Genomic DNA, 26,869 nt, shown 5'->3' on the forward strand with positions numbered 1-26,869 from the left:
ATCGGCCCGCCCCCGGAAGTCCGCACGCTACGCCGGTCCGGCTCGGGCGCCGGTGACCAAGGTCACTCGGGCTCGGCATCCGTCAGGAATCGAGAAGCCCGCCGCGAGTGCCGAGCGTAGCGTCGGGAACATGAACACCGAGACGAAGACCCTCACGACCATCGACTCGATCACGCTCGAGGCGCCCGACCCCGAGGCATCCGCCCGCTTCTACCGCGAGGCGTTCGACCTCGACGACCGGGTGCGCACCGCCGCCACGGATGCCGCGACCGACGGATTCCGTGGCTTCACCATGTCGCTCGTCGCGCCGCAGCCAGCGAACGTCACCGCACTGTTCGACGCGGCCGTCGCCGCAGGCGCCGACATCCTGAAGCCGCTCGCGAAATCGCTGTGGGGCTTCGGCGGCGTGGTGCAGGCACCGGATGGCGCGATCTGGAACCTCGCCACGTCGACGAAGAAGGACACCGCGCCGGCGAGCCGGGCGTTCGACCACATCGTGCTGCTGCTCGGGAGCGACGACGTGTCGGCGAGCAAGAAGTCCTACACCGACCGCGGCCTCGCGGTCGGGAAGAGCTTCGGCAGCTACGTCGACTTCGAGATTCCGGGCAGCCCGATCGGCCTCGGCCTCTACAAGCGACGCGCGCTCGCCAAGTCGGCCGGCATCTCGCCCGAGGGCTCCGGGTCGCACCGGATCCGGATCGCGGGCGACGGCGGCACGTTCGTCGACCCCGACGGGTTCGAGTGGGTTGACGCCGGGCGGTGAACCCGCCGGTCGATCAGCGCGACCTGCGCGCGAGCAGGGTGGAGTCGTGCACGTCGACCGTCTCTCCGTCGCGGGTCATCGTGCGCGGGCGCTGCTCGACCACGAGGGCCTCGAAGTCGTCGGGCAGGGCGGGCAGCAGCTCCTCCGCGAGGAACATCGCGTTCCGATGGCTCGCCGACAGGTGCGTGAACGCCTCCGACGGCGCGTGCCCGACCACGAGGAGGTGCCCGCCCGGCGCGACCGCCTCCGCCAGGCGGCGGGTCACGTCGACCATCCCGTGGTCGGGCGGATGCAGGAAGTGCGTGGTGACCAGGTCGTACGACCGGCCGTCGGCGCTGAACGTGCGGGCGTCGACCTGCCACCAGTCGGTGCGGTCGGCGACCCCGGCCTCCTCGGCGTGCCGGGCGGCGCGGGTGAGGCCGTTGGCAGAGAAGTCGGCGCCCGTCACGCGCCAGCCCTGCTGCGCCAGCCAGATCACGTCGCCGCCCTCGCCGCATCCGACGTCGAGCGCCGTGCCGGGGCTCAGGCGGGACGCCTCGGCGACGAGCTGCGCGTTGGGATTCCCGCTCCACATCTTCTGGTCGCCGGCGTAGCGCTCCTCCCACGCCTGCGGCTCGAAGTACTCCACCGTCGCGGCATCCGCTTCGCCATGGTCGTGCTCGTCTCGACTCATCAGGGCGTCCTTCCGCTGCACCGCCAGCCTACGAGGCGACGTCGGACACCAGTCCGTTGAGCAGCCAGCCGAGACCGCGCTCGAAGACCTCGTCGCCGCTCCAGCGGGAGATCGGCTCGCTGAGCTCCGCGGTCACGCCGCCGAACTCCGCCGCGCGCTCGCGGCCGCGGCGGGTCCGGGCGGCGGGCTCCGGGTCCTGCGCGCGTCCGGTCTCGAACGCCGCCGACCCGATGGTGTGCACGAGCAGCACCTGGAGTCCCGTCACGGCCGCCGGCCCGTCGAGGCCGGCCTCGCGGAGCGCGCCGAGCGTCACCTCTCCGAGTCGCAGCGCATTGGGGCCGACCGACTGGCGCACGAGCGCGAACGGCACGAGGTCGGGGTGCCGGAGCAGTTCGCGCCGGCTGTCGCGCATGACGCGCTCGATGCGTGCGCGCCATCCGTCGCCGGTCGGCGTCGGCACGCCGGCGAGCATCGCGTCGATCAGCTCGTCGACGAGTGCGGCCTTGTCGGCCACGTGCGCGTAGATGCTGTTCGGCGCGACGCCGAGCCGATCGGCGACGCGTCGCATCGACACGGCGTCGAGGCCCTCCTCGCGGAGCAGTGCCATCGCGGCATCCGTGATCTGCTGCCGGGTGAGGCCTGCGCGTTGTCCGGCGGTTCGTCCCATGCGCCTATTGTACGGCGATCAATTGAGTTGTACACTGTCCAATATGAACGAGATCCTCCTCTTCCACCACGGCCAGGGACTCACCGACGGGGTCCTCGCGTTCGCCGAGACGCTGCGCTCCGCGGGCAACATCGTGCACACGCCCGACTACTACGACGGCAGGGTGTTCGCGACGCTCGACGAGGGCGTGGCCTACCGCGACGAGATCGGCATCGCCGAGCTCGCGAATCGCGCGGTCGCGGCGGCCCAGTCGCTGCCGACCGACCTCGTCTACGCCGGCTTCTCGCTTGGCACGGGCCCGGCGCAGCTGCTCGCCCAGACTCGACCGGGCGCCCGCGGAGCCCTGCTCATGTCGGGGTGCCTCCCGACGGCGGCCTTCGAGACCGCGTGGCCGACGGAGGTCGCGCTCGCCGTGCACGCGACCGAGCACGATCCCTGGGTCGATCGCCACGTCGCCGAAGGGTTGGTCTCCGAGGCGGACGGCGCGCTCGAGCGCTACCCGGGCTCGGCGCACCTCTTCGCCGACCCGACGAGCGCCGACCACGACCCCGCGCTCGCCGCGCGGCTCGAGGCCTCGGTGCTCGAGTGGCTGCATGAGCTCGACCGGTCGGCGCGCGTGAGGGCGAGTTCCGCGGCGTAACGCGCCGGCGGAGGGGGCCGCGCCGGCGCCTAGGCCGGAGCGGCCACCGCGACGGGAAGTTCGCCGAAGGCCCGCTCGTCGACGCCCAACCCGCGATAGACCTCGTGCAGTGGCCGAACTCGCCGATCACGCCGTGCGCGCCGGAGGATCCGGCCGTCGATCGCGATCCCGGCGCCGAGGCAGGCGCCGATCGTGATGATCACCGCCGTCGGCGCGTCGCGCGCGGCGCCGAGATGCTGCTCGCCCAAAAGGGCGAGATTCGCGTCGTCGTCGGCGCGAACGGGACGCCCGGACTGCGCGCGCACCAGCTCGAGGAAGCCGGGCTCCTCGACCTGCGGCAGATTGGGCGCGTTCGAGATGGACGAGCCGTCGCGGCGGGCCGGCGGTGCTTCGGCACGCGACCTCGATCGACGCGGCGGCCGACGCGGCGGAGGAGCTCGTGCCCGTGCTCGAGATCCTTCCCCTGCAGGTCCTCGCCGCCGAACTGTCCGTGCGCCGCGGGAGGGACCCCGATCGGCCCGCCGGTCTCAGCAAGGTGACGATGACGCAGTAGCGCGCATCCCCACCACGGGGCGTGCGCCGTGCACGTGCGTCATCGCGTGGTGAGGTCGCGATCGGGCTGTCCGCGCGTACGGCGATCGGCCCCGCCTCATCGCGAGGAGTCGGGCTCGACGCTCACGACGTCGAAACCTCCGACGGTCTGGGGGTACAGCTCCGCATTGAACGCGCTGAGCTCCTCCAGGCACGCCGCGATGCGCGACGACGCGTAGTGCATCTCGTCCCAGACGCCGAAGAGCGTGATGATCAGGTCACCGTTCGGCGTTGAGATCGGGACTGCGGCGAGGTCGAAGTGCGGGTCGTCGGACAGGACGCAGATGCCGCGGCCGGCGGCAGCGAGCGCCTGGGCGAGCGACGGCGATGTCGTCTCGACGGATGCCGTGAACGACAGTCCGACGCGCGCGGCGGCCGAGTCGAACATCTGGCGGACGCCGTGCGCGCGGCTCATCACGATCAACGGCTCTCGCACGAGCTCCGCGATCGGGATGCTCTGCCGCGCGGCGAAGGGATGGCTCGCCGGCACCTGCGCCCAGAGGTACGCGTGCCCCAGCACCATCGAGCGCAACTCGGACGGCGGGATGCGCGTTCCGACGGCGAAATCGGCGTCGCCGCGATCGACGGCGGCGTAGACGTGCTCGGGCATCGCCTCGACGACGTTGCCGATGACGCCCTCGAGCCCGCTCCGAACCACGAACGGGGCGATGACGTCGGTGACCGTCGTCGGCGCGGCGACCACCGTGAGGTCAGAGACGGTGCCACGGGCGATCCCGCGCGCGGTCGAGGTCGCCTGCGTCGCACGGGCGAGCAGATCCTCCGCCACCGGCAGGAACGCGCGCCCGGCTGCGGTCGGCGTGAGTCCGCGTGCCGAGCGCTCGAACAGCTCGAACCCGAGATCGCGCTCGAGCCGCCGGATCTGGCGACTGAGCGACGGTTGCGCGACATGGACGACGGATGATGCGCCGTGCAGCGTCCCACTGGTCACGGCGGCCACGAAATAGCGCAAGAGGCGCAGATCCATCCGATACCTCCCAGGCATCACTCCGACGGAGAACAAGTATTGGCCTGTTATGGCTTCGCGTCCATAGACTGACCGGACTTCGCCGCCCCCTCGGCGAGGATCCATTCCTGGAGGCAGACATGGCACCCACTCGACCGCCCACCTCACGCGCGACCGGCTTCGTCGGTCTCGCCGCCGCCGCGGCCCTCGGCCTGGCCGGATGCACTGCAGCATCCGGTGCCGAGTCCGACTCGACGCCCGACGTCCTCACCGTCGCCGCTTCGGCGGCGATCACCACGTGGGACCCGGTGCGGTCCTTCTCGACCGAGGCGCTCTACCTCGGCAACGTCTACGAGCCGCTGCTCTGGAAGAACGCGGAAGGCGCCGCCGAGCCGTTCACGCCGGCCCTCGCCGAATCGTGGGAGGTCAGCGACGACGGCCTCACGTGGACGTTCGCCATCCGCGAGGGAGCGACCTTCCATGACGGCGAGATCGTCGATGCCGCGGCGGTCAAGGCCAGCATCGAAGCCGCACGGGACCGTGCCGGCGCCTCCTTCATCTGGGCCCCGCTCGAGTCGATCGACACGCCGGACGACTCGACCGTGGTGATGAACCTCTCCTATGCGGCGCCGATGGACCTGATCGCCGCCTCGACCTATGGCGCGTGGATCGTCTCGCCTGCGGCCCTGGCGGCGGCGGCCGACGACGAGCAGTACTTCGAAGCGGGCATCGACGCCGGTAGCGGACCGTACACCGTCGGCGACTACACCCCGGGCGAGCAGGTCGTGCTCGAAGCGTTCGACGACTACTGGAACGCCGACGCGGCCCCCCACTACGACATCGTCGACATCTCGATCACGCCCGACGCGGTCACGGCGCAGCAGATGCTCACCGCGGGCGAGGTCGACCTGGCCACGAACCTGCCGCTCGAGAACGTCGAGACCGTGGCATCCGACCTCGGCGCAGAGGTGCGAGCGACCAATTCTCCGTTCAACTTCCTCGCGTTCTTCAACACCACGCGTCCGCCGCTCGACGACCCGAAGGTGCGGCAGGCGCTGAGCTACGCCATCCCCTACGACGACATCATCGAAGTGGGCGGTCAGGGCTACGGCACGCAGGCTCGGGGCCCGGTGCCGAAGGGCATCTTCCCCTACTCCGACGACGTTCCGCAGTACACCCAGGACCTGGACGCGGCCGCGGCGCTGCTCGAAGAGGCTGGGCACGCCGACGGGTTGGAGCTCACCCTGACCTATGCATCCGAGAACTCCTCCGAAGCGCGGTTCGTCCCGCTCATCAAGGACGCGTTCGCCAAGATCGGCGTCACGGTCGACGTGCGGGCCGAGTTGTTCAACCAGCAGTGGGAGAACGCGAAGTCCGATCCGGCGACGGCGCAGGACATCTTCGTCGTCTACTACTGGCCGACGTACAGCGACGCCGGAGCCGACAACCTGTACTCGCTGTTCCACTCGAGCGAGAGCCCGTTCTTCAACCTCAGCTACTGGAACGACCCGGAGTACGACGCCCTCATCGACGAGGCGGGCACGCTCACCGGCGTGGACCGTGATGCCGCGCAGGCCAAGTACGTCGAGGCGATGACGTTGCTCGTCGATCAGGCGCCCGGCGTGTTCCTCTACGACGCCCAGGCCGTGACCGTGGTGCCGCCGGAGCTGTCGGTCGGGAAGTTCAACGAGAACTACCCGTTCACGACCTTCTTCGCCCCCATCCGCCCGGCCGAGTGATCGCCACGCGGGGGCGGGCGGCCACGTCCGCCCCCGCGCTCACCCCAGGAGTCACCATGTGGCGCTTCATCGCCAGTCGGCTCGGTACCGCTGCCCTCGTGCTGCTCGTCCTGACCGTGATCGTCTTCATCCTCGCGAGGGTGATCCCGTCCGACCCTGCGGTCGTCTACGCCGGACCGAAGGCGCCGCCCGAGGAGCTCGCCCGCATCCGCCAGGAGCTCGGCTTCGACCAACCACTCATCGTGCAGTACTTCGCCTACCTCGGCGGCCTCCTCACGGGTGACTGGGGCGACTCGCTCGCCACGAAGCGTCCGGTCCTCGACGAGCTCGCGATGCGCCTGCCGGCGACCCTGGAACTCCTGTTCGCGGCGATGGCGATCGCGATCCTCGCGGGCATCGCGCTCGGGGTGCTGGCCGCTCGGCGGCCGGGGAGGCTGCTCGACGGCAGCATCCGGTTCCTCTCGATCGGCGGGGTGTCGATGCCCGCGTTCTGGCTGGGGCTCCTGCTGCAGGTGGTCTTCGTCGGCCGGCTCGGCTGGCTGCCCGCGACCGGGCAGTTCAGCAAGGGCATCGAGTACACCGATCCCGTGACGCAGGTCACCGGCTTCGCGCTCCTCGACTGCCTCATCACCGGGAACTGGACCGCGCTCGCGGACGGGCTCGCCCACCTCGTCCTGCCCGCGCTCACGCTCGCCGCCTACCCGCTCGGGCTCGTCGCGCGGATGACCCGCGCCTCGATGCTCGAGGTCCTCGGGCAGGACTACGTCTTCACCGCGAACGCCTACGGACTGCGTGACGGTCTCATCCGGTGGAATCTCGCCCTGAAGAACGCCATGCCGCCGACGCTGACGGTCATCGGCCTCGCTGCAGCGTACGCGCTCACCGGCACCTTCTTCGTCGAAGTCGTGTTCAACTGGCCCGGAATCGGCCAGTTCGCGACCGGTGCGATGCTCGCCGTCGACTACCCCGTGATCATGGCGATCACGCTGCTCGGTGCCGCCGGGTACCTCATCGCCAACTTCGTCGTCGATCTCGTGCACGCTCGCCTCGATCCCCGAGTGCGCATCGACGGGAGGGGGAGCCTCGCATGACCGCCGCATCCACCGTCGACCTGCCGAGGTTCGTCCCGGTCGGCGACCACCCGTTCACGCGCGTCATCCGCGTACTGCGCACCGACCGGTTGGCCGTACTCGGGCTCGCACTGATCGTGCTCGTGCTCCTGCTGGCGGCGTTCGGTCCGTGGATCGCGCCGTACCCGGCCCAGGGGTACGGCGAGACCAGCGTCGGCGACCGCAACCTCGCCCCGAGTGCCGCCCACTGGTTCGGCACCGACCAGCTCGGCCGCGACATCCTCAGCCGGGTCATCATCGGCGCACGTCCGGCCCTGACCATCTCGCTGCTCGTCGTGGCGATCGCCGCCGTCGTCGGCGTGCCCCTGGGGGCGATCGCGGGCTACCGCGGTGGGCGGCTGGACGACGTCCTCATGCGGATCACCGAGGTGTTCCAGGCCTTCCCGCCCCTGCTGCTCGCCATGGTCACCGTCGCGCTCCTCGGGCCGAGCCTCACCAACGCGGCGCTCGCCCTGGCGATCTGCTGGTGGCCCTGGTACGCCCGCCTCGTCCGGGCGGAGGCGCGATCGCTGCGGGACCGGCCGTTCGTGGAGGCCGCGCGCTCGATCGGCGTGCCGATGTGGCGCATCCTGCCGCGGCACATCCTGCGCAACTGCATGACACCCGTGCTCGTGCAGGCCACGGTCGATGTCGGCAGTGTCGTGCTCGCCGCCGGATCCCTCGCCTTCATCGGGCTCGGCGCGCAGCCCCCGGCACCCGACTGGGGACTGATGGTCGCCGAGGGGCGAGGCGCGATCTTCACGGCGTGGTGGATCGCGACGTTCCCGGGCCTCGCGATCTTCGCCACGGTGCTCGGATTCAACCTCCTGGGTGACGCCCTCCGAGACCTCTTCGACCCGAGACAGGTGAAGCGATGAACGAACTGCTCCTGGTCGACGACCTCCGCGTCGACTTCGCCGAGCGCGGAGCGCTCACCAATCGTCCGATACGCGGCGTCTCCCTCGCGCTCGCTCCCGGGGAGGTCCTCGGCATCGTGGGGGAGACCGGCTGCGGCAAGAGCCTCACCGGGCTCGCGGTGCTCGGACTGCTGCCGGAGGGGGCGAAGCCGACCGGACGGATCGTGCTCGACGGCGTCGACCAGCCACTCGGCCACCCGTCGCCGGCGCGCGGCGACGTCGTGTCCATCGTGTTCCAGAACCCCGGCACCGCGTTCAATCCCGTGTTCACCCTCGGCCGCCAGATGCGCGACGTCGTGGCGCGGCACCGGAGCATCGGGCGTCGTGCGGCGATCGAGCACATCATGCACTACCTCGAACAGGTGGGACTGCCGGATCCCGCGCGCGTCTACCGCAGCTACCCGCACGAGCTCTCGGGCGGCATGCTGCAGCGCGCCATGATCGCGATGGCGCTGCTGTGCGAGCCGAAGCTGCTCATCCTCGACGAGCCCACCACCGCGCTCGACGTGACCATCGCCAAGCAGATCCTCGACCTCGTGCTCTCGCTGCGCGACCGGTTCGGCTTCGGGGTGCTGTTGATCACGCACAACCTCGGTGTCGTCCGAGAGGTGTGCGACCGCATCGCCGTGCTGTACGCCGGCCGGGTCGTCGAGAGCGGGCCGACCGAGGCGGTGCTGGCGGCGCCGACCCATCCGTACACGATCGGCCTGCTCGGTGCGCTCCCCGCTCGACGGTCGCCGGGGGAGCCGCTCGACGCGATCCCCGGCGCAGTGCCCGGCAACCTGCTCGGGATCAGCGGATGCGCCTTCGCCGAACGTTGCCCACGTGCGATCGACCGGTGTCGCACGGTCGACCCGTTGCTCGAACCCGTCGCGCCCCTGCACGAGGTCGCCTGCATCCTGGCGGGTGAGCGATGAGCGCCATCCTGAGCCTCGAGGACATCGTGAAGGTGTACCGGTCGCACGGCAGCGAGGTGCGCGCCGTCGACGGCGTGTCGTTCGACATCGAGGAGGGCACGACCTTCGGGCTCGTCGGCGAATCGGGCTCGGGCAAGAGCACGATCGCGCGGTGCGCGCTCCGGTTGATCGAGCCCACCTCTGGCACGAGCCGGATCGACGGCGAGGACATCGGCGGGATGCCCCGCACGGGACTCCGGCGACTGCGTGCCCGGACCGGCATGGTGTTCCAGAATCCCGTGGCGGCGCTCAACCCGCGGATGAGCATCCGCGACTCGATTGCGGAGCCGTTGCGCACGCACACCCGGCTCGGGCGGCGAGCGGTCGGCTCCCGGGTCGACGAGCTTCTCGACGAGGTCGGACTCGCGGCGTCGCATGCAGGACGCCTGCCCCACCAGCTCTCCGGAGGGCAATGCCAGCGGGTCGGCATCGCGCGAGCGCTCGCGACACGGCCCCGCCTGCTCGTACTCGACGAGCCGACGAGCGCCCTCGACGTCTCGGTGCAGGCCCAGGTGCTGAACCTGCTGCAGCAGCTGCGGCGCGAGCATCGCCTGAGCTACCTGCTCATCTCGCACGACCTGGACGTGGTGCGGTACATGAGCGACACCGCCGGAGTCATGCGCGGAGGCGTGCTCGTCGAGGCCGGGCCGGCCACCGAGGTGCTCGTCGAACCGCGTCACGAGTACACGCAGCGGTTGCTCGCGGCGATGCCGCAGGCGCCGGGGGCCGGCCCGCCGGATCCGCCCCGGACCCCCACCCGCGACCCGAACGAAAAGAGCCTCCTCCCGTGACCGATCTGCTCCCCGTGCCCACCGTTGCGCACCTGCCGCGATACGACGGCGCTCGTCTCGGCGAGCCGACTCTCGACACGTGGCAGCTGGCCCCGCACAACCGATGGACCTTCTCGCACGTCGACGAGTTCGTGCCGACGGTCGCGATCGCGCGGCGACCGGCGACGGAGATCGCGAGCGGCACCGTCGGGATCGAGTCGCTCCGCGCGGAGATTCCCGGTCTCGATCGTCGGCTCGCGACCTCGTTCACCGACGCGTTCGTCGTGGTGCAGGGCGATGTCGTGCTCGCCGACCACTACCGCGAGGGCTTCGGGCCGGATGAACGACATCTCCTCATGAGCGTGTCGAAGTCGATCTGCGGCCTCACCGTGGGCACGCTCGTCGACGCAGGGCTGATCGATCCCGCGAAGCGCGTCGACCACTACGTCGAACCGCTCACCGGCACGGCCTACGGCGACGCGACGGTGCAGCAGGTGCTCGACATGACCGTCGACGTCGACTACGACGAGGATTACCGGAACCCCGCGTCGCACGTGCAGGCCCAGGATCGCGTCGCGGGCTGGCGCACCCGCCACGCCGACGACCCCGCCGACACGTACGCCTTCCTCACATCGCTGCGCGGCGGGGGTGCGCACGGACGTATGTTCCGGTACTGCTCCGCCGGTACCGACGTCCTCGCCTGGGTGATCGAGAACGTGTCCGGCCGGCGCTACGCCGACGCCGTCTCGGAGCAGCTGTGGTCGCGACTCGGCTGCGACGACGACGCCACGATCACCGTGGACGCGGGCGGGTTCGGGTTCGCGAACGGCGGCATCTCGTGCACCGCGCGCGACCTCGCTCGGCTCGGACGCCTCATGCTCGGCGGCGGCGAACTCGACGGCAGGCGCGTCGTCTCGGCCGAGTGGGTGCGGCGCACGATGGCCGGCGGCGACCCCGCGGCCGCGGCGGGCTCCGTCTTCCAGCGGGTGCATCCGGGCGGGTCCTACAGGAACCAGTGGTGGGCGACCGGGAACGACCGCGGCAACGTCTACGCGATCGGCATCCACGGTCAGTACGTGTGGGTTGACCCGCCGACGGACACCGTCATCGTGAAGTTCTCGTCGTGGCCCGAACCGGTGACGGAGGAGTGGAACCGTCTGCACGCGGAACTCTTCCGCGACGTCTGCGAGGCCGTGGGCACGGCGGTCGGCTCGTGAGCGGATAGCCTCGGAGCGGCACGTCTCGCCGACGGCGGGGCGGTCGCGAGGGGCGGGGGCGGGGATGACGCAATCCGGGGGTCCCGCCGGTCGGCCCGCGCAGGGTCTCACGATCGGCCGGTTCGGAGAGCACCTGCACTTCGTCCGGACCGAGCACGTCAACTGGGTCGTGTACGTCGGGCCCGATGGGGTCACGCTCGTCGACTCCGGGTACGCCGGACAGCGCGAGCTGCTCGTCTCGTCGCTGGCGGCGGTCGGATGTCGCCCCGAGGACGTCGACGCGGTACTCATCACGCACGGGCACGCCGACCATCTCGGCGGCGCCGCCCGGCTCGCCGACGAGTTCGGCACGCCGGTGTTCGCGGATGCCGCGGAGGTGCCGAACGTGCGCCGCGAGGTCACCCAGCAGGCCGGCGTCGGCGACGTGCTCGGCAACGTGCTCCGCCCCGGCGTCCTTGGCTGGGCGATGGCCATCGCGCCCCTGCTGCGGCTCCGCCCCGACCTGGGCGTGCCCACCGCGGAGCCCTTCCCCGGGGAGGGCGGGCGCATCGCGGTACCGGGCCGGCCGCGCCGCCTGCTCGTCGAGGGGCACACGAGCGGTCACGCCGCGTTCGACTTCGTCGGCGAGGGCGTGCTCGTCGCCGGGGACGCCCTCGTGACCCGCCACCGCACGTCGCACCTCGTCGGGCCGCAGCTGCTGCCGTCGATGTTCCATCACGATCCGGGGCGCGCGCGGGCGTCGCTCGCGGAGCTCTCCGGGTCGTCGGCGCGGGTCCTCCTGCCGGGGCACGGCGAGGCGTGGATCGGCCCGGTCGACTCGGCGGTGGACGCGGCGCTCGCCGCGGGCGCCGCCTTCTGACCGTGGCGGGTCAGCCGAGCAGGCGGGCGACCGCGGTCGTCACGACCTCGCGCACGCGCGCGTCCGGCGCGTCGGAGAGGAGGAGCGGCAGGATCGAGGCGAGCACCGTCACCAGGGCGAGGGACTCGTCGGCGCCGAACCGGGTCGAGGCGGCGCCGGACGCCTGGGCGTCGGCGATGGCGGCGACCTTCGCGGCATCCGTCGCCAGCAGCTCGGGTGAGCGCATGCCGGCGCCGCCTCGCTCGAGACGGTCCCACAAGGCGAGGCGGACGAGCTCGGGGCTGGCGAGGTAGGAGTCGACCAGGGTGCCCGCGTACGCGTCGAGGTGCTCGGCGTCGATGGGGTTCTCGGCGACGATCCGCGCGACGAGCGCGGCGAAGACGGTGTCGAACAACTGCTCCTTGTTGCCGAAGTACGAGTAGAGCAGGGCCTTGTTGCACGAGGCCGCGTCGGCGATGCGATCGACGCGGGCGCCCGCGATGCCGCGCGCCGAGAACTCGGCGGTGGCCGCCTCGAGGATGCGGGCGCGGGTGCGGTCGGCGTTGCGTTGCATCCACTGAGTATATAACCGGTTAGTTGCATTTCGACGGTGATCGTGCTTCACTCGAGGCATCGCATGTAACCAAACGGTTAGGAACTACGTCATGGAACGACAGGTCGCCCTGGTGACCGGTGCCTCATCGGGCATCGGCGAGCAGACCGCGCTCGAACTGCTGCGTCGCGGCTTCGCCGTCTACGGTGCGGCGCGGCGGGCCGACCGCATGTCGGCGATCGTCGACGCCGGCGGGCATGCCATCGCGATGGACGTGACGGATGACGCCTCCGTGCGCGCCGCGATCGATCGGATCACCGCCGAGCAGGGCCGCATCGACGTCCTCGTCAACAACGCCGGCTACGGGTCGTACGGCGCGCTCGAAGACGTGCCGATCGACGAGGCGCGCCGCCAGTTCGAGGTCAACGTCTTCGGCCTCGCCCGCATCACCCAACTCGTGCTTCCCGGCATGCGCGCACGCCGATCCGGCACGATCGTCAACATCTCCTCGATCGGCGGGCGCATCTACGAACCGCTCGGCGGCTGGTACCACGCCACGAAGTTCGCGGTGGAGGGCCTGAGCGACTCGCTCCGCGTCGAACTCGAGCCGCACGGCATCCGAGTGGTCGTCGTCCAGCCGGGCGCCATCCGCACCGAATGGAACGGCATCTCACGTCGCAGCGCCGTCGAGCGCTCGGGAGCGACGGCCTACGCCGCCCAGGCGCGCGCGCTCGTGCGCGCCCTCGAAGCCGCCGACCGATCGTCGGCGGCATCCGAGCCCCACGTCGTCGCCGCGACGATCGCCCGGGCGGCCACCGCGCGACGCCCTCGCACCCGCTACGCGACCCCGTTCAGCGCGAAGTTCATCGTCGGCCTGCGCCGCGTGCTGCCCGACCGGGTCTTCGACCTCGTGATCCGCAGGGTCTTCGCGCCGACGAAGGCGGAGCTCGCCGCGGCCGAGTCGCGCCAGACGGAGGGTCGCTCCGGCGACGGGGAACGCGTCGCCGCATAGTCGACCGAGCGGGTGACGCGGGCGAATCCCCGCGTCACGCCGGCGACGAGATCGCGTCGGCGTGCCGATGCACGACCTTCCATCCGCCGTCCTCGCGGCGGTACACCTGCGTGGCGCGCAGCGTGAAGGTCCGGGGCTTGCCGTCCATCGTCGTCGTGACGCGCTCGTAGCCGACGGTGTACGCCGAGTCGCCGAGCACATCCCACGAGATCAGCTCGATCGCGTAGCCCGTGCAGTTCGCGAAGCTCGACGCGAGCACGTCGAACGCCTCGACCAGCTCGTGCCGGTTCGACGCGGTGCGCCACGCGCCGAGCACGCTCACCGGCTCCTCGCGCGACCAGATCTCGCGTCGTGGGCCGGCGTCGCCGTCGAACATCGCCCGTTCGGCCTGCGCGAGCGACGTGTACACCCAGTTGAGGAACTCCTCGCGGTCGTTCATGGGTACAGCATGCCCGTCTTCGCCGCCGTGCGCCCGCACAATTCAGGAAGAACGGCGCGACGCGCCGGGCAGCTGGCCGCGACGCGCCGCGTGCGGCCGCGTTCGTCCTGAATTGTGAAACCTGCGTCCTGGATCGTGAGACCCGCGTCCTGAATCGTGGAACCCGCGTCGATGAAGCGGATGCCGCGGGCCGGGCGGGCTGGCCGGCCGCATCAGGCGAGGCGCTCGAGCACCCGCAGGGCCTCGCCCGTGCCGTCCTCGTGCGACATCCGCTCGGCGACGGATGCCACGGCGGCCTCGTACTCGGACGCCTCGGCCAATGCCGCCACCAGCAGGTCGGCGGTGAGGCGCCGCTGCGGGATCGCGACCGGACCGAGCCCGCGCCGGTGCAGGTGCGCGCCCCAGAAGGGCTGGTCGGCGATGAACGGCACGATGATCGAGACGGTGCCGGCCGCCATCGCGGCGTGCACGGTGCCTGCGCCGCCGTGGTGCACGGCCGCGACGGCGTGGGGGAGCACGGTCGCGTGATCGACCGTGCGCGTCACGAGCACGTCGTCGCCGCGCACGTCGTCGGGCACGACGATGCCGCCGAGCCCCGTCGCGACGAGCAGGCGGATGCCGCGGGCGCGCGCCGCCTCGACGAGCGCGCGCCCGCGCGCGACCGGGTCGCCCGCCGCCATCGAGCCGAAGCCCGCGTACGCGAACGGGCCACCGGCGACGAACGCGTCGACGGCGGGGTCGGGGGAGGAGCCCGCGGCCGCGGCATCCGCCACCGCAGCCGGCGCACGCCACGGGCCGGTGAGCACGACCGAGTCGGGCCAGTCGGCCGGACGCCCGAGGATCGCGGGGCTGATCGGCATGAGCGTCGCCGCGGGCGCCGACGACCGCCGCGGACGCGACACGCCCAGCACGGATGCCGCCTCGTCGATCTCGCGCCGGAACATCGAACCCGCGGCCGCCCCCGCCCGGTAGCTCAGCCGGTTCAGGACCGGGCCCAGGTCGCGCGCCGTGGTCGTCGCGAACTCGCGCGTCGGGGTCATCGCAGGCACCGGCTCGACGAGCACGTGCGGCACGCCGAGCACGTCGGCTGCGATCGGCGCCGACAGGACCTTCGGGTGCTGCACGATCACGTCGGGCCGGAACTCCTGCGCCGCGCGCGCCGCCTCGACGATGACACCGCGCATGACCGGCCGCACGACCTCGCGGAGGTTGCGCATCGCCGCGAGGGGCGACACCCCCTGCGACTCGATCATCGCGGAGAAGTCCACGCCGAGGCTGCGCACGTCGATCCCGTCGAGGTCGACGCCCGATCGGTCGGGCACCGCGACGAGAACGTCGTGACCGGATGCCGCGGCCCGGCGTGCGAGCGCCGCGAACGGCTCGACGTCGCCGCGCGATCCGGCCGCGGTCAGCAGGATCCTCATCGCGCCTCCTCCTCGGCGGCCAGGCCGGCGGCGGCGAGGAGCCGGTCGTCGGTCGTGAGCCCGTGCGTGTAGAGCTCGGCGAGCGGTACCGCGATGCGCCGCAGCGCCGCCTCGGCGTCGCCGCCCGCCCACGCGGTCAGGCGGTCGAGCATGAAGAACGGCGCGACGCCGAGCAGTACCAGCGCGGCGGCCTGCGCGTCGGGGTCGCGGGAGGGGCGGAGCCATCCGCTCGCCGAACCGTCGGCGATCATCGCGCGCGCGACCTCGAGCAGTCGCTCGAAGAGTCCGTCGGATGCCGCGCCGCCGTCGCCGAGCATGCGCGCGAGGTACGGGCCGAACGTGCCGAGCACCTCGCCGAGCACGTCGGCGGGCGTGCCGGCGGCATCCTGCTTCTCGGCGATGAACCGCACGACCCTGGCGTCGCACTCCTCGCGGAGCGCCTGCTTCGTGCCGAAGTGGTGGGTGACGAGCGCGGTGCTGACACCGGCGTGGGCCGCGATGTCTCGCATGGTCGCGGCCTCGTAGCCGTGCGCGGCGAAGCGGTCGAGCGCGCTCGCGACGATGCGCGCGCGGGCGGTGAGGTCGCTTTCGTCGACGGTGGCTGTACGCATGTCCAGTATTCTGTCACGATGTACAGTTCGCTGGCAAGGACGCGGGCCTGAGCACCTGACATGGTCGGCGGTGCGTGCGATGCTGGCCCCATGCCCGAGTCACCGGAGGTCCAGGCCCTCGCCGAGGAACTCGACGCCGAGCTCACCGGCCGCGCGATCGCCGAGGTCGACGTGGTCGAGTTCCGCGTCGCCAAGACGCGCGCACGGCCCCTCGAGTCCCTCGTCGGCGAGCGTGTGGCCGGGGTCGCACGGCACGGCAAGCTCATCGACCTCGCGGTCGAGAGCGGGGCGCACCTCGTCGTGTCGCTGGGCCGCCACGGCTGGGCGCGATGGGCTGAGGCGGATGCCGATCGCGCCGCCGACCCCGCCGACGGCGCCGACAGCGATGCGGCACCGCCGCCCGCGCTCGCCGCCATCCGCTTCGACGACGACCGCACGCTCGAGCTCACCGACGCCGGCACCTTCGTCTCGCTCGGCGCCTGGGTCGTGGACGACCCGCGCGAGGTGCCCGCCATCGCGAAGCAGGGGCCGGATCCCGCCGACGCCGAATACACCCGGGCCGACTTCGACCGCGTCGTCGCCGGTCGCCGCAAGCAGGTGAAGGCCGTGCTGCAGGAGCAGGAGTCGCTCGCCGGCATCGGCAACGCCTACTCCGACGAGATCCTCTTCGCGGCCCGCGTCTCACCGGTCGTGCACGCGTCGACGCTCGACGCAGACCAGCTCGACCGGCTGTACGAGGCGACGGTGGGCGTCATCCGCTCGGCGATCGACGCACGTCGCGGCATCCCGATCGCCGACCAGAAGGCCGCGAAGGTCGCCGCGATGCGCGTGCACGGCCGCGCCGGCGAACCCTGCCCCGAGTGCGGCGGCGAGATCCGCGACTTCACCTTCGGGAGCACGACCGCGCAGTACTGCCCCGACTGCCAGACCGGCGGCGAGCTGCTGCCGCTGAAGGGCGGAGGGTAGCGCTCAACGCGCCCCAGCCCGCCCCCGCTCGTGCGCCCAGATCGCCAGCTCCACACGATTCCGGGCGCCGATCTTCGCCATGACGCTCGCGATGTGCGTCTTCACGGTACTCAGTGAGATGTGGAGCTCGCGCCCGATCTCGGAGTTGCCGAGCCCGCGCGCGACGGCCGCGAGCACGTCCTCCTCGCGGTCGGTGAGCGGCGTCGCCGGGTCGGCCGGCCGCACCGACGGGGGCACCGAACCGGCGAACGCCTCGATCAACCGCACGGTGACGTTCGGGTCGATGAGTGCGTCGCCCCGGGCCGCCGCGTGCACGGCCTCCGTGAGCAGGGTCGCGCCGGTGTTCTTCAACAGGAACCCGCGCGCGCCCGCACGCAGCGCCGCGTACACGTACTCGTCGAGGTCGAACGTCGTGATCACGACGACCGGGATCGGATCGGCGACCTCCGGCCCCGCCAGCAGCCGCGTCGCCTCGAGCCCGTCCATGACCGGCATCCGGATGTCGATCAGGCACACGTCGGGACGGAGGTCGCGCGCGAGCGCCACGGCCACCGCGCCGTCGCGCGCCTCGCCGACCACCTCGATGCCGGGTTGCGCGGCGAGGATCATCCGCAGGCCGGTGCGCACGAGATCCTGGTCGTCGGCGATGAGTACGCGCACGCTCACGTCGACCATCCCGCCCTCGGCAGCTCCACGGTGACCACCCAGCCGTCTGCGCCCGGCGCCGGGCCCGCCTCGCACCTGCCGCCGAGCAGTGCGGCGCGCTCGACCATGCCCGTGATGCCGTACCCGGGTGCAGCGGATGCCGCGGCCTCGCCGTCGTCGCGCACCTCGAGCCGCACGCCGTCGGCGCCGACCCGCACCAGCACGTCGATGCGAGCGGCGTTCCGCGCGTGCCGGCGCGCGTTCGTGACCGCCTCCTGCGCGATGCGGAACACCGCCGCAGCGACCACCGACGGGAGCTCGTCGACGTCGCCGTCGACGCGCAGCTCCACCGCGGGGCCGCCCGCCTCGGGCCGCGCGAGCCGCCGCAGGTCGGCGATGCCGGGCGTCGGCGCCCGCTCCGCGGCATCCGTTCGCCGGAGCACCCCCACCATCGACCGCATCTCGTCGAGCGTGCGCGACGCCTCACCCTCGATCACCCGGAGCACCTCGGCCGCGGCAGCCGGATCGGTCGGGGCCACGGCGGTGCCCGCCTGCGCCTGGATCGCGATCGCCGACACGTGGTGGGCGACCGTATCGTGCAGGTCGCGCGCCAGCTGCTCGCGCTCGAGGAGCCGGACGCCCTCGAGCTCGCGGGCTCGCGCCCGGGCGCGCCACCGGAACGCGACGCCGAGCGTGCCGGTCGTCACCACCACCGCGAGGCCGCCGATCACGTCGCCGAGCGCCGGGCGCTCGAACGCGACGGGCAGGAGGATCCCGGCGAGCAGGAGCGCCGTGCCGGCCAGCATCGCGCGGCCCGAGCCCCAGCGCATCACCGCGTACACGAGGATCAGGAAGTACGCCGTCGTGAACAGCTGCGGGTCGCCGCCCGTCGCGAGGCCGACCACCGTGCCGACCGCGAACGCCGCCGCGAGCATCGTCAGCGGCCGGATGCGGCGCCAGAGCAGCGTCGGCACCAGCACGACGAGCACGACCGCCCAGACCCACCGCCACGGCACGTCGGGACGGAGCGCCGCCTCGAGTACGACGAGCGGCGGGAGGAGTGCGACGAGCACCCAGTCCCGCCAGACCCGCCGCGGGGGCGGCGGGGTGGCCGCCGGCGCGTCCCACAGCGCGCGGACGGGGCTCGTCATGCCCTCATGATAGGTGCGCACTCGTCGCCGCGGATCGGTCGGAGGCACGGGATCGGCCGGGCATCCGACCCGGCCCACGCCGCGCTGCGCGGCCCGTCCTGCGGCGGATGACGACCTCGGCCACGGCGAGGTTGATCACCCAGCCGGCGCCCATGAGCACCGAGTGCACGACCTGGTCCGGCGCGCCGAACACGAGCGTCCACGGCAGGAACGTGAACACCTGCGTGCCGGCGCCCAGCCCGATCGCGTACGCGCGGGTCATCCATGCGGTGTGCGTCGGCACGTCGCCCCGGCGGATCGCCGCGAACGCGACGACGAGAGCCGCGGCCATCGCCGTGCCGAACCCGAGTCGCATCACGAAGAGCGCCGGCCCGTTGACCGCGGGCATGGCGTAGAACAGCGTCATCCAGACGGCCGACCCCGCGGAGAGCAGGCCCGCGGGTGCGACGATGCGGCCCGCCACCCGGTGCCAGCGTCGACGCCGCAGCGACGGCGCGAACTGCAGCGCGCCGAGCACGAGGAACACGATCGAGGCCACGATGTGCACCGCCACCGGGATCGGCGAGTCGAAGAAGCGGGCGTTCTCGGGCGTGACGGTCGTGCCGACCGCCAGGTCGGTGAGGCGGAACGCGCCCGCCGCGATGGGCACCAGGCTGAGGGCGATGAGGCCGGCGGGGGCGAGCCATTCGGGGCGCCGGCGCGTCGGCCTGCGGGGCACGACGTGCGCGTTCGGGGGTGCGGCCGTCGTCGCGCGCTGTGCGGAGGTCTCGGTCATGCCTCGATGCTCGTCCGGCTTGTCGCGCGCGACATCGGCCGGAAGGCTCGACCTCCTCGGCCGATCGGCCGATGCCCGGGCGGCTTCGCGACGAGCAGGGTTTCCACGGCGCGGAACACGCTGAACGGGTACGACCCGCATTCGCGCCGTTCGCGCGATGTTCGCGCGCTGTCCGTCGGCGGTCCGCGGGCGGCTCACGCCCGCTCGGCTCCACGTGCGATGATCGGCGGATGGCAGGCGAGGCGGCATCCGCTCGATCGGTGACGCTCGTGGTCGATGTCGCCAACGTGATGGGCTCGCGCCCCGATGGCTGGTGGCGCGACCGCGCCGGCGCCGCGACGAAGCTGCTCGAGCTCATGCCGCCACTCGTGGGAACCGCCGTCGGGCTCCCCGACGGCGGCGCCTCGGTCGCCGTCGCCCGCATCGTCGCGGTGGTCGAGGGCCGGGCGACGGATGCCGCGGCGCCCGCCGGTATCGACGTGGTCGCCGCACCCGCCGACGGCGACACCACCATCGCGGAGGTCGCCGCCGCGGCGGCGGATGCGGGGGAGCGGGTGGTCGTCGTCACGGCCGACCGCGGACTCCGCGCCCGCCTTCCGTCCGGTGTGGACGCCGTCGGCTCGGGCTGGTTCAACGAGCTCACCGGCCGCTGAGCCAGGCACCCCGTTCTCACAATTCAGGAAGCGCTGGGCTGACACGCCGGGCACGGCGTCCGACACGCCGGGCACGGCGGTCCGACACGCCGACCGAGTCGGCGATGTTCCTGAATCGTGCATGCCCCCGGGGGCATGATTGGCTCAGCCCGAGCCGACCTCGCCCTCCCAGAAGCCGGGGCCGTCGGTGTCGGGCGAGGTGATCTGCCACGGGATCGCGCCCGCTCCCGGCTCGACCCCCTCGAGCAGGGACGGGTCGGCGAGCCTGGCCGCGATCTCCTCGGCCTGGGCGGTCGTGACCCGCGCGACGTACAGCTTCGGCCACTGCGGCCCCTCGAGCAGCACCTCGGAGTTCGGGTAGTCCTCCGACAACGCCGCGAGCTCCTCGATGAGGGTCGTCGACGTCACCCCGTCGACGTAGGTGAACTTCAACCACGGCGCCTCCGCCCGCAGCGTGAACGTGCCGCCGGCCTCGAACAGGGGCGTCGCACGCAACTCGTCGAAGCGCTCGGCGACGCGATCCGGTTCGAGCAGCGCCGCGTACGGCCAGCCCTCGACGAACGACAGCCCCACGACGCCGTCGACCTCGGCCGCGGCGAGCAGACCCGCGAGCGCGCCGCGGGTCACCGCGACATCCGTCGTCGGGTGCACCGCGAGCGACCACCACGGGTCGGCCGCCGCCGGGGTGTCGGCTGCCGCGGCGGGCGGGTCGGCGCGCATCGTGATCGGATCCTCCCAGTCGAGGTCGTCGGCGAGCACGGCGATGGCGTCGGAAGCCGAGAGCACCGTCTTCGGCCCGGCATCCGCTTCAACGGTGACGGTCGTGTAGCGGGGATTCTCGTCGCGCGGCTCCATGCCGCCGATGTCGACGGATGCCACGCCGTCGAGCTCGGCGATCCGGTCGTGCAACGCCTCCTCGCGCTCGAGATCGGTGAGCGGCGTGGCCGGGCCGGCTCCACCACCGTCGGCGCACGCCGACAGCAGGCCGAGCACGGCGGCGGCGGTCACCGCGGCGCGAGCGGCACGGCCGCGAATGGCACGGCGCTGGGGGGAGGACGCGGTAGGGCGCATCATCCGAGCATGCGGGATCGCCTCGGCATCCTCAACTCGGACCGACGTGACGGATGCGGTGTGCCGCGCCGCGCCCCGCCTCAGCCACGGCCGGTGATCCCGTTGCAGCCGCTCGATCTCCGCCGAGGCCTGCGCCCTGGTGTCGGTGGCGTGCATTCCGAGGCGCTTGCGCGAGCCGCCCGGGCGTCTCAGGGTCGAGCGGAAGTGTGGAGCGACTCGGGGTTGCCCACACGAGTTGAAACGTGCAAAGCTGTCGATCGATCTACTTCGTAGATCGGTCTACACAATCGGCGACTCGGCGGGAGACGACGTCGCACCGCGATCCACCTTCGATGGAGAGGGAGAAACACGATGCACATGAGCCGGATGCACGACGGGGCACGACCCCGCTCACGCAGGCGCCTCGCCGCGCTGATCACCGGCGCCGTCATCCTGTCGAGCGGCGTGCTCGCCGCGACCGCCGTGCCGGCGGCGGCGGAGGACTGCTCGGCGTACCCCTGGATGGACACGTCCCTGAGCTCGGAGGAGCGGGCGAACGCCCTGCTCGACGCGAGCTCGCAGCACCAGAAGTACCGCTGGCTCGTCGAGCAGCCGGCGAACGACCCGCAGCGCACGAACTGGGCGGGCGACGTCGTCTACCCGGTGCAGGTGCCCTGCACCCCGGTCGTGATCTACGCCAACGGCCCCGACGGCGTCTACGGCAAGGCGGGCACCACCGCGTGGCCCGGACCGATCGCCGTGGCATCCACCTGGAACCTCGAACTCGGCGAGCAGAAGGCGACCGCGCACGGCAGCGAGTCGTTCGACAGCCGCAGCGCGGTCGTGCTCGGACCGGGCATCGCGAGCGGTCGGACTCCGCTCTCGGGCCGCGGCTCGGAGTACTTCGGCGAGGACCCGCTGCTGTCGGGTCTCATGGCCGCCGCGAACGTGACGGGCCTCGAGCAGGGCAACCCCGACAAGCCGGTCGTGGCCAACCTGAAGCACTACGTCGCGAACGAGCAGGAGCTCGACCGCGAGGAGAGCTCGTCGAACATGGACGAGCGCACGCTGCGCCAGGTGTACGACCTGCCGTACGAGATCGCCGTGAAGGAGTCCGACCCGGGCAGCGTCATGTGCTCGTACAACCAGGTCAACGGCGTCTACGCGTGCGAGAACCCGATCCTCACCACGAGCCTCGACGAGCAGATGGGCTTCGACGGCTACGTCATGAGCGACTTCGGTTCGGTCCACTCGACGGCCGCGTCGATGGACGCAGGCCTCGACCAGGAGCTCAACCGACCGGTCTGGTACACCCCGGCCCGTCTCGACGCCGCGCTCGCCGCGGGCGAGATCACGCAGGAGCAGATCGAGCAGTCCGCCTTCGACGTCGTGCACACCTACATCGAGAAGGGCCTCTTCGACCACCCGGTGCCCGCCACGGCGATCACCGGCGTGTCGAGCGACGAGCACAAGGCACTCGCCCGCGAGCTCGCCGAGCAGAGCACCGTGCTGCTGAAGAACGACGGCGCACTGCCGCTGGCGGATGACGCGCCGACCGTGGCCGTCATCGGCCAGACCGCCTCGACGACCCCGACGAACGGCGTCAGCGCCAAGACCGGTTGCGCCTGGTACCTCGTGTTCATCCGCGGCACCGCGCTGAACTGCGACGCGATCGTCGACCCGCTCACGAGCATCACCGAGCGAGTCGAGCAGGCCGGCGGCGAGGTCGTCTACGACAACGGTGCCGACCCCGCGCAGGCGGCGTCGGTCGCAGCGGCAGCGGATGCCGCGATCGTCTTCGGCCATTACACGATGGGCGAGACGACCGACCTGGCCGACCTGCGGCTCGACGCGAACGGCGACGCCCTGATCGAGGCGGTGGCCGCGGCATCCGAACGCACCGTCGCCGTGATCAACGCGGGCAGTGCCGTCGAGATGCCGTGGATCGACGACGTCGACGCGGTCCTGCACGCGTGGCACTCGGGCGAGCAGTTCGGCCCGGCGCTCGCGGGCCTGCTCTGGGGTGACGTGAACCCGTCGGCCAAGCTGCCCATGACGTTCCCGGTCTCGCTCGCCGACACCCCCACGGCGCAGTCGGCCGAGCAGTACCCGGGCGTGTTCTCCGACGGCTCGACCACCCGCCCCGCGGGCTCCGACGAGGTCCGCCAGGTGAACTACACCGAGGGCCTGCAGGTCGGCTACAAGTGGTACGACGAGCAGGGCATCGACCCGCTGTTCGCGTTCGGCCACGGCCTCTCGTACACCGAGTTCGACTACTCGGACCTCGAGGTGAAGGTCGACCGCCGCAACGACCGCGCGGCCGCCACGGTGTCGTTCACCGTGACGAACGCGGGCGAGCGCGACGGCGCCGAGATCCCGCAGGTGTACCTGACGCTGCCGGATGCCGCGGACGAGCCCGGCAAGCGCCTCGTCTCGTTCGACCGCGTCGAGCTCGCCGCAGGCGAGAGCACCAGGGTCGAGCTCGTGATCGACTCCGAAGCCAGCAACCGGCCGTTCTCGATCTGGGACGCGGACGCCGACTCGTGGGTCGCGCCGAAGGGTCGCTACGAGATCTCGGTGGGGTCGTCGTCGCGCGACATCCACCTCTCCGACACGCTGCAGCTCAACATCACGATGCCGGCTGCGGCGGCGAACGGCCGCGGCTGACGCGCTGACGCACGGACCACGGCGGGCGTCCGACCTTCTCCCGGGGGTCGGGCGCCCGTCGTCCGTGCGCGAGGGTGTCGGTACGAGCGCTGCGCGTGCTCGTCGACCAGGGGGTGCGACTACTCGGCCGCGGGGGTGCGCGAGGCCACCACGAAGTACGCGCCCGTCGGGTCGGTGAGGGCCGCGCGGCGTCCCGCGGGCAGGTCCCACGGCGGCACGACGAGCGTCCCGCCCGCGGCGACCGCACGCTCGACCGCGGCCTCGACGTCGGCGACGCCGAACGCGACGCTCCACGACGGCGGCAGGTCCTCGCCGAGCAGGTCCTTCGCGTCGAGGATGCCGGCGTGGGTGCGGCCGCCGTGCCGGTACGCCGCGTAGCGGGGCTCGCCGTCGCCGCGCTCGATCTCCCAGTGGAACGCGTGCGCGTAGAACCGCTCGGCCGCGTCGAAGTCGCTCGCCGACAGCTCGAACCAGACCGCGGTGTCGTCGTCGCCGAACGACTCGAACCCGCCCATCTCGCCCGGCTGCCAGTAGCCGACCGCGGCGCCGGTCGCGTCGATCGCGAGGCCCATCACTCCCATCTCGGGGATGTCCATCGGCTCGAACATCACCGTGCCGCCCGCCTCGGCGATCGTGCGGGAGGTCGCGGCGGCGTTGTACGTGAGCAGGTACACCGTCCAATGCGGCGGGGACGGGTCGTCCTCCTGCCGCCGGGCCGCGCCCGCGACGCGCTTGCCGTCGCGCCGGAACGTCACGTATCCGCCGTACCGCTCCTCGTCGCCGCGCTCGGCCTCCCAGCCGAACACCTCGCCGTAGAACGCGATCGTCGCCTCGAGGTCGGTGGTGCTGACGTCCACCCACGCCGGCGAGCCGGCGACGAGGTCTTCGGATCCGGGCATGGTGCCTCCCGTGTCGGTCGGAGCGTACGGCCGGAGGGCCGACTCACGCCCGCCGCGCGGGCGACGGGCGTGCTGCTGGCGAGGCTAGCACCGCGGCATCCGTTGGCCCAGACCCTCGAGCAGGCGTGCCCGCAACACGTTCGCCCGCTCGGCGAATCCGCGCTGCCGGCGCACGTACTCGGCCTTGCCCTCGGGCGTCTCGATGCGCACCGGCTCGCCGCCCCAGGGCGCCATGTCGTACGGCGAGGCCTGCATGTCGAGGTGACGGATGTCGCGTGCGAGCTCGAACGCGTCGAGCAGCACCTCGCCCGGCGCGAGCGGGCCGAGCTTCACGGCCCACTTGTACACGTCCATGTTGGCGTGCAGGCAACCGGGCTGCTCGAGATCGGGCTGGGTCTCGCGGGTCGGGGCGAAGCGGTTGCGGGGCGCGGCATCCGGCGTGAAGAAGCGGTACGCGTCGAAGTGGGTGCAGCGGATGTCATGCGCCTCGACGACCCCGTCGGTGGCCGCCTGCCCGAGCCGCAGCGGCACCGGATGCCGGTGCTCGCCCTGCCGGTACACCATCGCCCACTCGTGCAGGCCGAAGCAGCCGAACTGCGCCGGACGCGCGACGGTCTTCCGCAGGATCCGCTCGACGAGCCCGAGCATCGCGCCCTTCTCGCGGCGCATCGCCTCGACGTCGACGACCAGGCTCCCGGATGCCGCGCCCGGGGCATACCACCGCCACTCGGCGCGCGGCGTGCGCGCGGCATCCGCCAGCTCGATGCCGGCACCCGGATGCCACCGACGCAGCAGGCCGGGGGAGTACGAGTAGTACGTGAAGAGGAAGTCCTCGATCGGGTGCGCCTCGCCGCGGGCGCGTCGCTCGCGGTGCGCGGCCGTGAGCGCGTCGGCGCGCTCGGCATGCGCCTGCTCGCGGGCGCGCCAGTCGTGGGCGGGGAGCACGGCGGTTCGCTGCCCAGCCGCGGCGGGTGCGGCGGTCGTGGCGGTCGTGGCTGGCGCGGTCACCCGACGAGGATAGGCGCGTCGCCTGACGTCCGTTCACAGGAGACCGCGCGGTTCGCAGGACGAATCGGGCCGATCCGTCCTGCGGATCGGCGATCCTCCTGCGATCCGCGGCCCTGCGGCAGCCGGCGGCTCGTCGGCCGGGCGCGGGTCGGCCGGGCGCGGGCGAGCCGGGCCGGCTCAGCCGGCCAGGGCGACGGCGACGCGGATGTCCTCGTCGAGGAGCTCGCCGTTCATCGCGGCACCGGCCGCGTTGCCCGCGGACATCGCCATCGGCACGGTCGCCCTCGCCGAGACGACGTTGCCGGCCGCCCAGAGGCCCGGCACGCTCGTCCGACCGTCGTCGTCGACGAGCACCCAGTCGACGCCGTCGTTGCGCATGCGTCGCGCGCCGAGCTCGCGCAGCACCGCGTCGTTCGGCTGCGGACGCGGCGCGATGAAGATCGCGTCGACCTCGCGCTCGCTGCCGTCCTCGTAGCGGATGCCGCGGAGCGCGCCGTCGTCGTCCGACACGACCTCCGCGACGACCCGCTCGTCCAGCTCGATCCCGCGCGCCGACAGGCCGGTGCGCGCCGCCGGCGGCAGCACGAACCCCGCGGCATGGAACACGACGTGCGGCGAAAGCTGCCGCAGCAGCTGGGCCTGGTGGGCGTTCGCGGCGGACGTCGGGATCACGGCGATGCGGCGGTCGCGCACCTCCCATCCGTCGCAGTACGGGCACGAGACCACGCCCGATCCCCACTGCTCGGCGAGGCCGGGGACCTCCGGCAGCCGGTCGGTGAGGCCCGTGGCGACGAGGATCCTCCGCGTCGTGCGGCGCTCGCCCGATGCGAGCACGACCTCGAAGGCGGGGCCGTCGCCGTCCACGCGTGCCGCCGAGGCGACCTCGTCCGAGACGACGGTCACGTCGTCGTAGCGCGTCAGCTCGGCGCGGCCCGCGGCGAGCAGGTCGAGCGGCGAGGAGTGGTCGCGACCCAGCACGCCGTGCATGTGGCCGGCGACCCGGTTGCGCGGGGCACCCCCGTCGACGACGAGCACGCGACGGCGCGAGCGCCCGAGCATCAGCGCGGCACTGAGGCCCGCGCTTCCGCCGCCGACGATGACGACATCGAGATCCGTCGCGTGCATCCCACCACTCCGTTCGTGCCGTTGCTGCCGAGTGTGGCCACACTATC

The 26,869-nt window shown here is 72.3% G+C and carries 29 protein-coding genes; 14 read left to right on the forward strand and 15 right to left on the reverse strand.

Annotated elements, in window-relative coordinates; translation table 11 throughout:
• The first annotated feature begins 130 nt into the window (after positions 1 to 130).
• Positions 131 to 763 carry a VOC family protein gene (locus ACULK4_RS04275; RefSeq protein WP_445965891.1) on the forward strand — a complete coding sequence of 211 codons (633 nt, stop codon included), beginning with the start codon at positions 131 to 133 and terminating at the stop codon, positions 761 to 763.
• 13 nt (positions 764 to 776) lie between these two features.
• Here ACULK4_RS04275 and ACULK4_RS04280 read toward each other — a convergent pair whose 3' ends face one another.
• On the reverse strand, positions 777 to 1,436 hold the full coding sequence (locus tag ACULK4_RS04280) for a class I SAM-dependent methyltransferase (protein WP_445965890.1): 660 nt from the start codon (positions 1,434 to 1,436) through the stop codon (positions 777 to 779).
• 28 nt (positions 1,437 to 1,464) lie between these two features.
• The gene (locus tag ACULK4_RS04285; RefSeq protein WP_445965889.1) at positions 1,465 to 2,103 is read right to left on the reverse strand and encodes a TetR/AcrR family transcriptional regulator; all 639 of its coding nucleotides are present in this window, start codon (positions 2,101 to 2,103) and stop codon (positions 1,465 to 1,467) included.
• 43 nt (positions 2,104 to 2,146) lie between these two features.
• Between ACULK4_RS04285 and ACULK4_RS04290 the strand changes: the two genes are divergently transcribed.
• The gene (locus ACULK4_RS04290; protein WP_445965888.1) at positions 2,147 to 2,743 is read left to right on the forward strand and encodes a dienelactone hydrolase family protein; all 597 of its coding nucleotides are present in this window, start codon (positions 2,147 to 2,149) and stop codon (positions 2,741 to 2,743) included.
• A gap of 29 nt (positions 2,744 to 2,772) precedes the next feature.
• Here the strand turns inward: ACULK4_RS04290 and ACULK4_RS04295 are convergent, their stop codons facing one another.
• A complete protein-coding gene (locus ACULK4_RS04295) occupies positions 2,773 to 3,102 on the reverse strand; it encodes an ROK family protein (protein ID WP_445965943.1) in 330 nt (109 codons plus the stop codon).
• A gap of 26 nt (positions 3,103 to 3,128) precedes the next feature.
• Between ACULK4_RS04295 and ACULK4_RS04300 the strand changes: the two genes are divergently transcribed.
• Entirely contained in the window at positions 3,129 to 3,296 is a 168-nt protein-coding gene (locus tag ACULK4_RS04300) for a phosphoheptose isomerase family protein (protein ID WP_445965887.1), read from the forward strand.
• Between the two features lie 96 nt (positions 3,297 to 3,392).
• On the opposite strand, the gene ACULK4_RS04305 is transcribed toward ACULK4_RS04300, so the two are convergent.
• Positions 3,393 to 4,319, reverse strand: a complete 927-nt coding sequence (locus ACULK4_RS04305; protein WP_445965886.1) for a LysR family transcriptional regulator — start codon at positions 4,317 to 4,319, stop codon at positions 3,393 to 3,395.
• Between the two features lie 119 nt (positions 4,320 to 4,438).
• On the opposite strand from ACULK4_RS04305, the gene ACULK4_RS04310 reads away from it, so the two are divergent.
• From ACULK4_RS04310 to ACULK4_RS04340, 7 genes are all read left to right on the forward strand, one after another.
• The gene (locus ACULK4_RS04310) at positions 4,439 to 6,037 is read left to right on the forward strand and encodes an ABC transporter substrate-binding protein (RefSeq protein WP_445965885.1); all 1,599 of its coding nucleotides are present in this window, start codon (positions 4,439 to 4,441) and stop codon (positions 6,035 to 6,037) included.
• Between the two features lie 56 nt (positions 6,038 to 6,093).
• Entirely contained in the window at positions 6,094 to 7,128 is a 1,035-nt protein-coding gene (locus ACULK4_RS04315; protein ID WP_445965884.1) for an ABC transporter permease, read from the forward strand.
• Positions 7,125 to 8,024, forward strand: a complete 900-nt coding sequence (locus tag ACULK4_RS04320; protein WP_445965883.1) for an ABC transporter permease — start codon at positions 7,125 to 7,127, stop codon at positions 8,022 to 8,024. The genes ACULK4_RS04315 and ACULK4_RS04320 overlap by 4 nt, the downstream gene beginning before the upstream one ends.
• The gene (locus tag ACULK4_RS04325; protein ID WP_445965882.1) at positions 8,021 to 8,980 is read left to right on the forward strand and encodes an ABC transporter ATP-binding protein; all 960 of its coding nucleotides are present in this window, start codon (positions 8,021 to 8,023) and stop codon (positions 8,978 to 8,980) included. Before ACULK4_RS04320 ends, ACULK4_RS04325 begins: the two co-directional genes overlap by 4 nt.
• On the forward strand, positions 8,977 to 9,810 hold the full coding sequence (locus ACULK4_RS04330) for an ATP-binding cassette domain-containing protein (RefSeq protein ID WP_445965881.1): 834 nt from the start codon (positions 8,977 to 8,979) through the stop codon (positions 9,808 to 9,810). Before ACULK4_RS04325 ends, ACULK4_RS04330 begins: the two co-directional genes overlap by 4 nt.
• Complete coding sequence (locus ACULK4_RS04335; protein WP_445965880.1) at positions 9,807 to 11,006, forward strand: serine hydrolase domain-containing protein; 1,200 nt, start codon at positions 9,807 to 9,809, stop codon at positions 11,004 to 11,006. Before ACULK4_RS04330 ends, ACULK4_RS04335 begins: the two co-directional genes overlap by 4 nt.
• Before the next feature lie 64 nt (positions 11,007 to 11,070).
• The gene (locus ACULK4_RS04340; protein ID WP_445965879.1) at positions 11,071 to 11,865 is read left to right on the forward strand and encodes an MBL fold metallo-hydrolase; all 795 of its coding nucleotides are present in this window, start codon (positions 11,071 to 11,073) and stop codon (positions 11,863 to 11,865) included.
• Positions 11,866 to 11,875: 10 nt separating this feature from the next.
• On the opposite strand, the gene ACULK4_RS04345 is transcribed toward ACULK4_RS04340, so the two are convergent.
• On the reverse strand, positions 11,876 to 12,418 hold the full coding sequence (locus tag ACULK4_RS04345; RefSeq protein WP_445965878.1) for a TetR/AcrR family transcriptional regulator: 543 nt from the start codon (positions 12,416 to 12,418) through the stop codon (positions 11,876 to 11,878).
• 91 nt (positions 12,419 to 12,509) lie between these two features.
• Between ACULK4_RS04345 and ACULK4_RS04350 the strand changes: the two genes are divergently transcribed.
• The gene (locus ACULK4_RS04350; RefSeq protein WP_445965877.1) at positions 12,510 to 13,409 is read left to right on the forward strand and encodes an oxidoreductase; all 900 of its coding nucleotides are present in this window, start codon (positions 12,510 to 12,512) and stop codon (positions 13,407 to 13,409) included.
• Between the two features lie 34 nt (positions 13,410 to 13,443).
• Here the strand turns inward: ACULK4_RS04350 and ACULK4_RS04355 are convergent, their stop codons facing one another.
• From ACULK4_RS04355 to ACULK4_RS04365, 3 genes are all read right to left on the reverse strand, one after another.
• Positions 13,444 to 13,848 (reverse strand): nuclear transport factor 2 family protein, encoded by a 405-nt coding sequence (locus tag ACULK4_RS04355; protein WP_445965876.1) that lies wholly within the window; start codon positions 13,846 to 13,848, stop codon positions 13,444 to 13,446.
• A gap of 212 nt (positions 13,849 to 14,060) precedes the next feature.
• Complete coding sequence (locus ACULK4_RS04360; RefSeq protein ID WP_445965875.1) at positions 14,061 to 15,272, reverse strand: glycosyltransferase; 1,212 nt, start codon at positions 15,270 to 15,272, stop codon at positions 14,061 to 14,063.
• Complete coding sequence (locus ACULK4_RS04365) at positions 15,269 to 15,883, reverse strand: TetR/AcrR family transcriptional regulator (RefSeq protein ID WP_445965874.1); 615 nt, start codon at positions 15,881 to 15,883, stop codon at positions 15,269 to 15,271. The genes ACULK4_RS04360 and ACULK4_RS04365 overlap by 4 nt, the downstream gene beginning before the upstream one ends.
• Before the next feature lie 90 nt (positions 15,884 to 15,973).
• On the opposite strand from ACULK4_RS04365, the gene ACULK4_RS04370 reads away from it, so the two are divergent.
• Positions 15,974 to 16,849 (forward strand): DNA-formamidopyrimidine glycosylase family protein, encoded by an 876-nt coding sequence (locus ACULK4_RS04370; RefSeq protein WP_445965873.1) that lies wholly within the window; start codon positions 15,974 to 15,976, stop codon positions 16,847 to 16,849.
• 3 nt (positions 16,850 to 16,852) lie between these two features.
• Here ACULK4_RS04370 and ACULK4_RS04375 read toward each other — a convergent pair whose 3' ends face one another.
• Genes ACULK4_RS04375 through ACULK4_RS04385 form a run of 3 tightly spaced genes read right to left on the reverse strand, consistent with a single transcriptional unit; the run spans position 16,853 to position 19,420 of the window.
• A complete protein-coding gene (locus tag ACULK4_RS04375) occupies positions 16,853 to 17,515 on the reverse strand; it encodes a response regulator (RefSeq protein ID WP_445965872.1) in 663 nt (220 codons plus the stop codon).
• Complete coding sequence (locus ACULK4_RS04380; RefSeq protein WP_445965871.1) at positions 17,512 to 18,645, reverse strand: sensor histidine kinase; 1,134 nt, start codon at positions 18,643 to 18,645, stop codon at positions 17,512 to 17,514. Before ACULK4_RS04380 ends, ACULK4_RS04375 begins: the two co-directional genes overlap by 4 nt.
• A 4-nt stretch (positions 18,646 to 18,649) precedes the next feature.
• Positions 18,650 to 19,420, reverse strand: a complete 771-nt coding sequence (locus tag ACULK4_RS04385; protein ID WP_445965870.1) for a DUF2306 domain-containing protein — start codon at positions 19,418 to 19,420, stop codon at positions 18,650 to 18,652.
• A gap of 230 nt (positions 19,421 to 19,650) precedes the next feature.
• Between ACULK4_RS04385 and ACULK4_RS04390 the strand changes: the two genes are divergently transcribed.
• Positions 19,651 to 20,073, forward strand: coding sequence for a hypothetical protein (locus ACULK4_RS04390; protein WP_445965869.1), 423 nt, complete (start codon positions 19,651 to 19,653; stop codon positions 20,071 to 20,073).
• A gap of 144 nt (positions 20,074 to 20,217) precedes the next feature.
• On the opposite strand, the gene ACULK4_RS04395 is transcribed toward ACULK4_RS04390, so the two are convergent.
• On the reverse strand, positions 20,218 to 21,081 hold the full coding sequence (locus ACULK4_RS04395) for a hypothetical protein (protein WP_445965868.1): 864 nt from the start codon (positions 21,079 to 21,081) through the stop codon (positions 20,218 to 20,220).
• 420 nt (positions 21,082 to 21,501) lie between these two features.
• Here ACULK4_RS04395 and ACULK4_RS04400 point away from each other — a divergent pair, with 420 nt between their 5' ends.
• Complete coding sequence (locus tag ACULK4_RS04400) at positions 21,502 to 23,790, forward strand: beta-glucosidase (protein ID WP_445965867.1); 2,289 nt, start codon at positions 21,502 to 21,504, stop codon at positions 23,788 to 23,790.
• A 119-nt stretch (positions 23,791 to 23,909) separates the two neighbouring features.
• Here the strand turns inward: ACULK4_RS04400 and ACULK4_RS04405 are convergent, their stop codons facing one another.
• From ACULK4_RS04405 to ACULK4_RS04415, 3 genes are all read right to left on the reverse strand, one after another.
• Positions 23,910 to 24,689: a VOC family protein gene (locus ACULK4_RS04405; RefSeq protein WP_445965866.1), complete on the reverse strand. Its 780-nt coding sequence runs from the start codon at positions 24,687 to 24,689 to the stop codon at positions 23,910 to 23,912.
• Between the two features lie 84 nt (positions 24,690 to 24,773).
• Positions 24,774 to 25,634 carry a 3-methyladenine DNA glycosylase gene (locus ACULK4_RS04410; RefSeq protein WP_445965942.1) on the reverse strand — a complete coding sequence of 287 codons (861 nt, stop codon included), beginning with the start codon at positions 25,632 to 25,634 and terminating at the stop codon, positions 24,774 to 24,776.
• 240 nt (positions 25,635 to 25,874) lie between these two features.
• Positions 25,875 to 26,822, reverse strand: a complete 948-nt coding sequence (locus ACULK4_RS04415) for an NAD(P)/FAD-dependent oxidoreductase (RefSeq protein ID WP_445965865.1) — start codon at positions 26,820 to 26,822, stop codon at positions 25,875 to 25,877.
• Between the last annotated feature and the right edge of the window lie 47 nt (positions 26,823 to 26,869).

It is taken from the genome of Agromyces selenitireducens, from assembly GCF_052748465.2.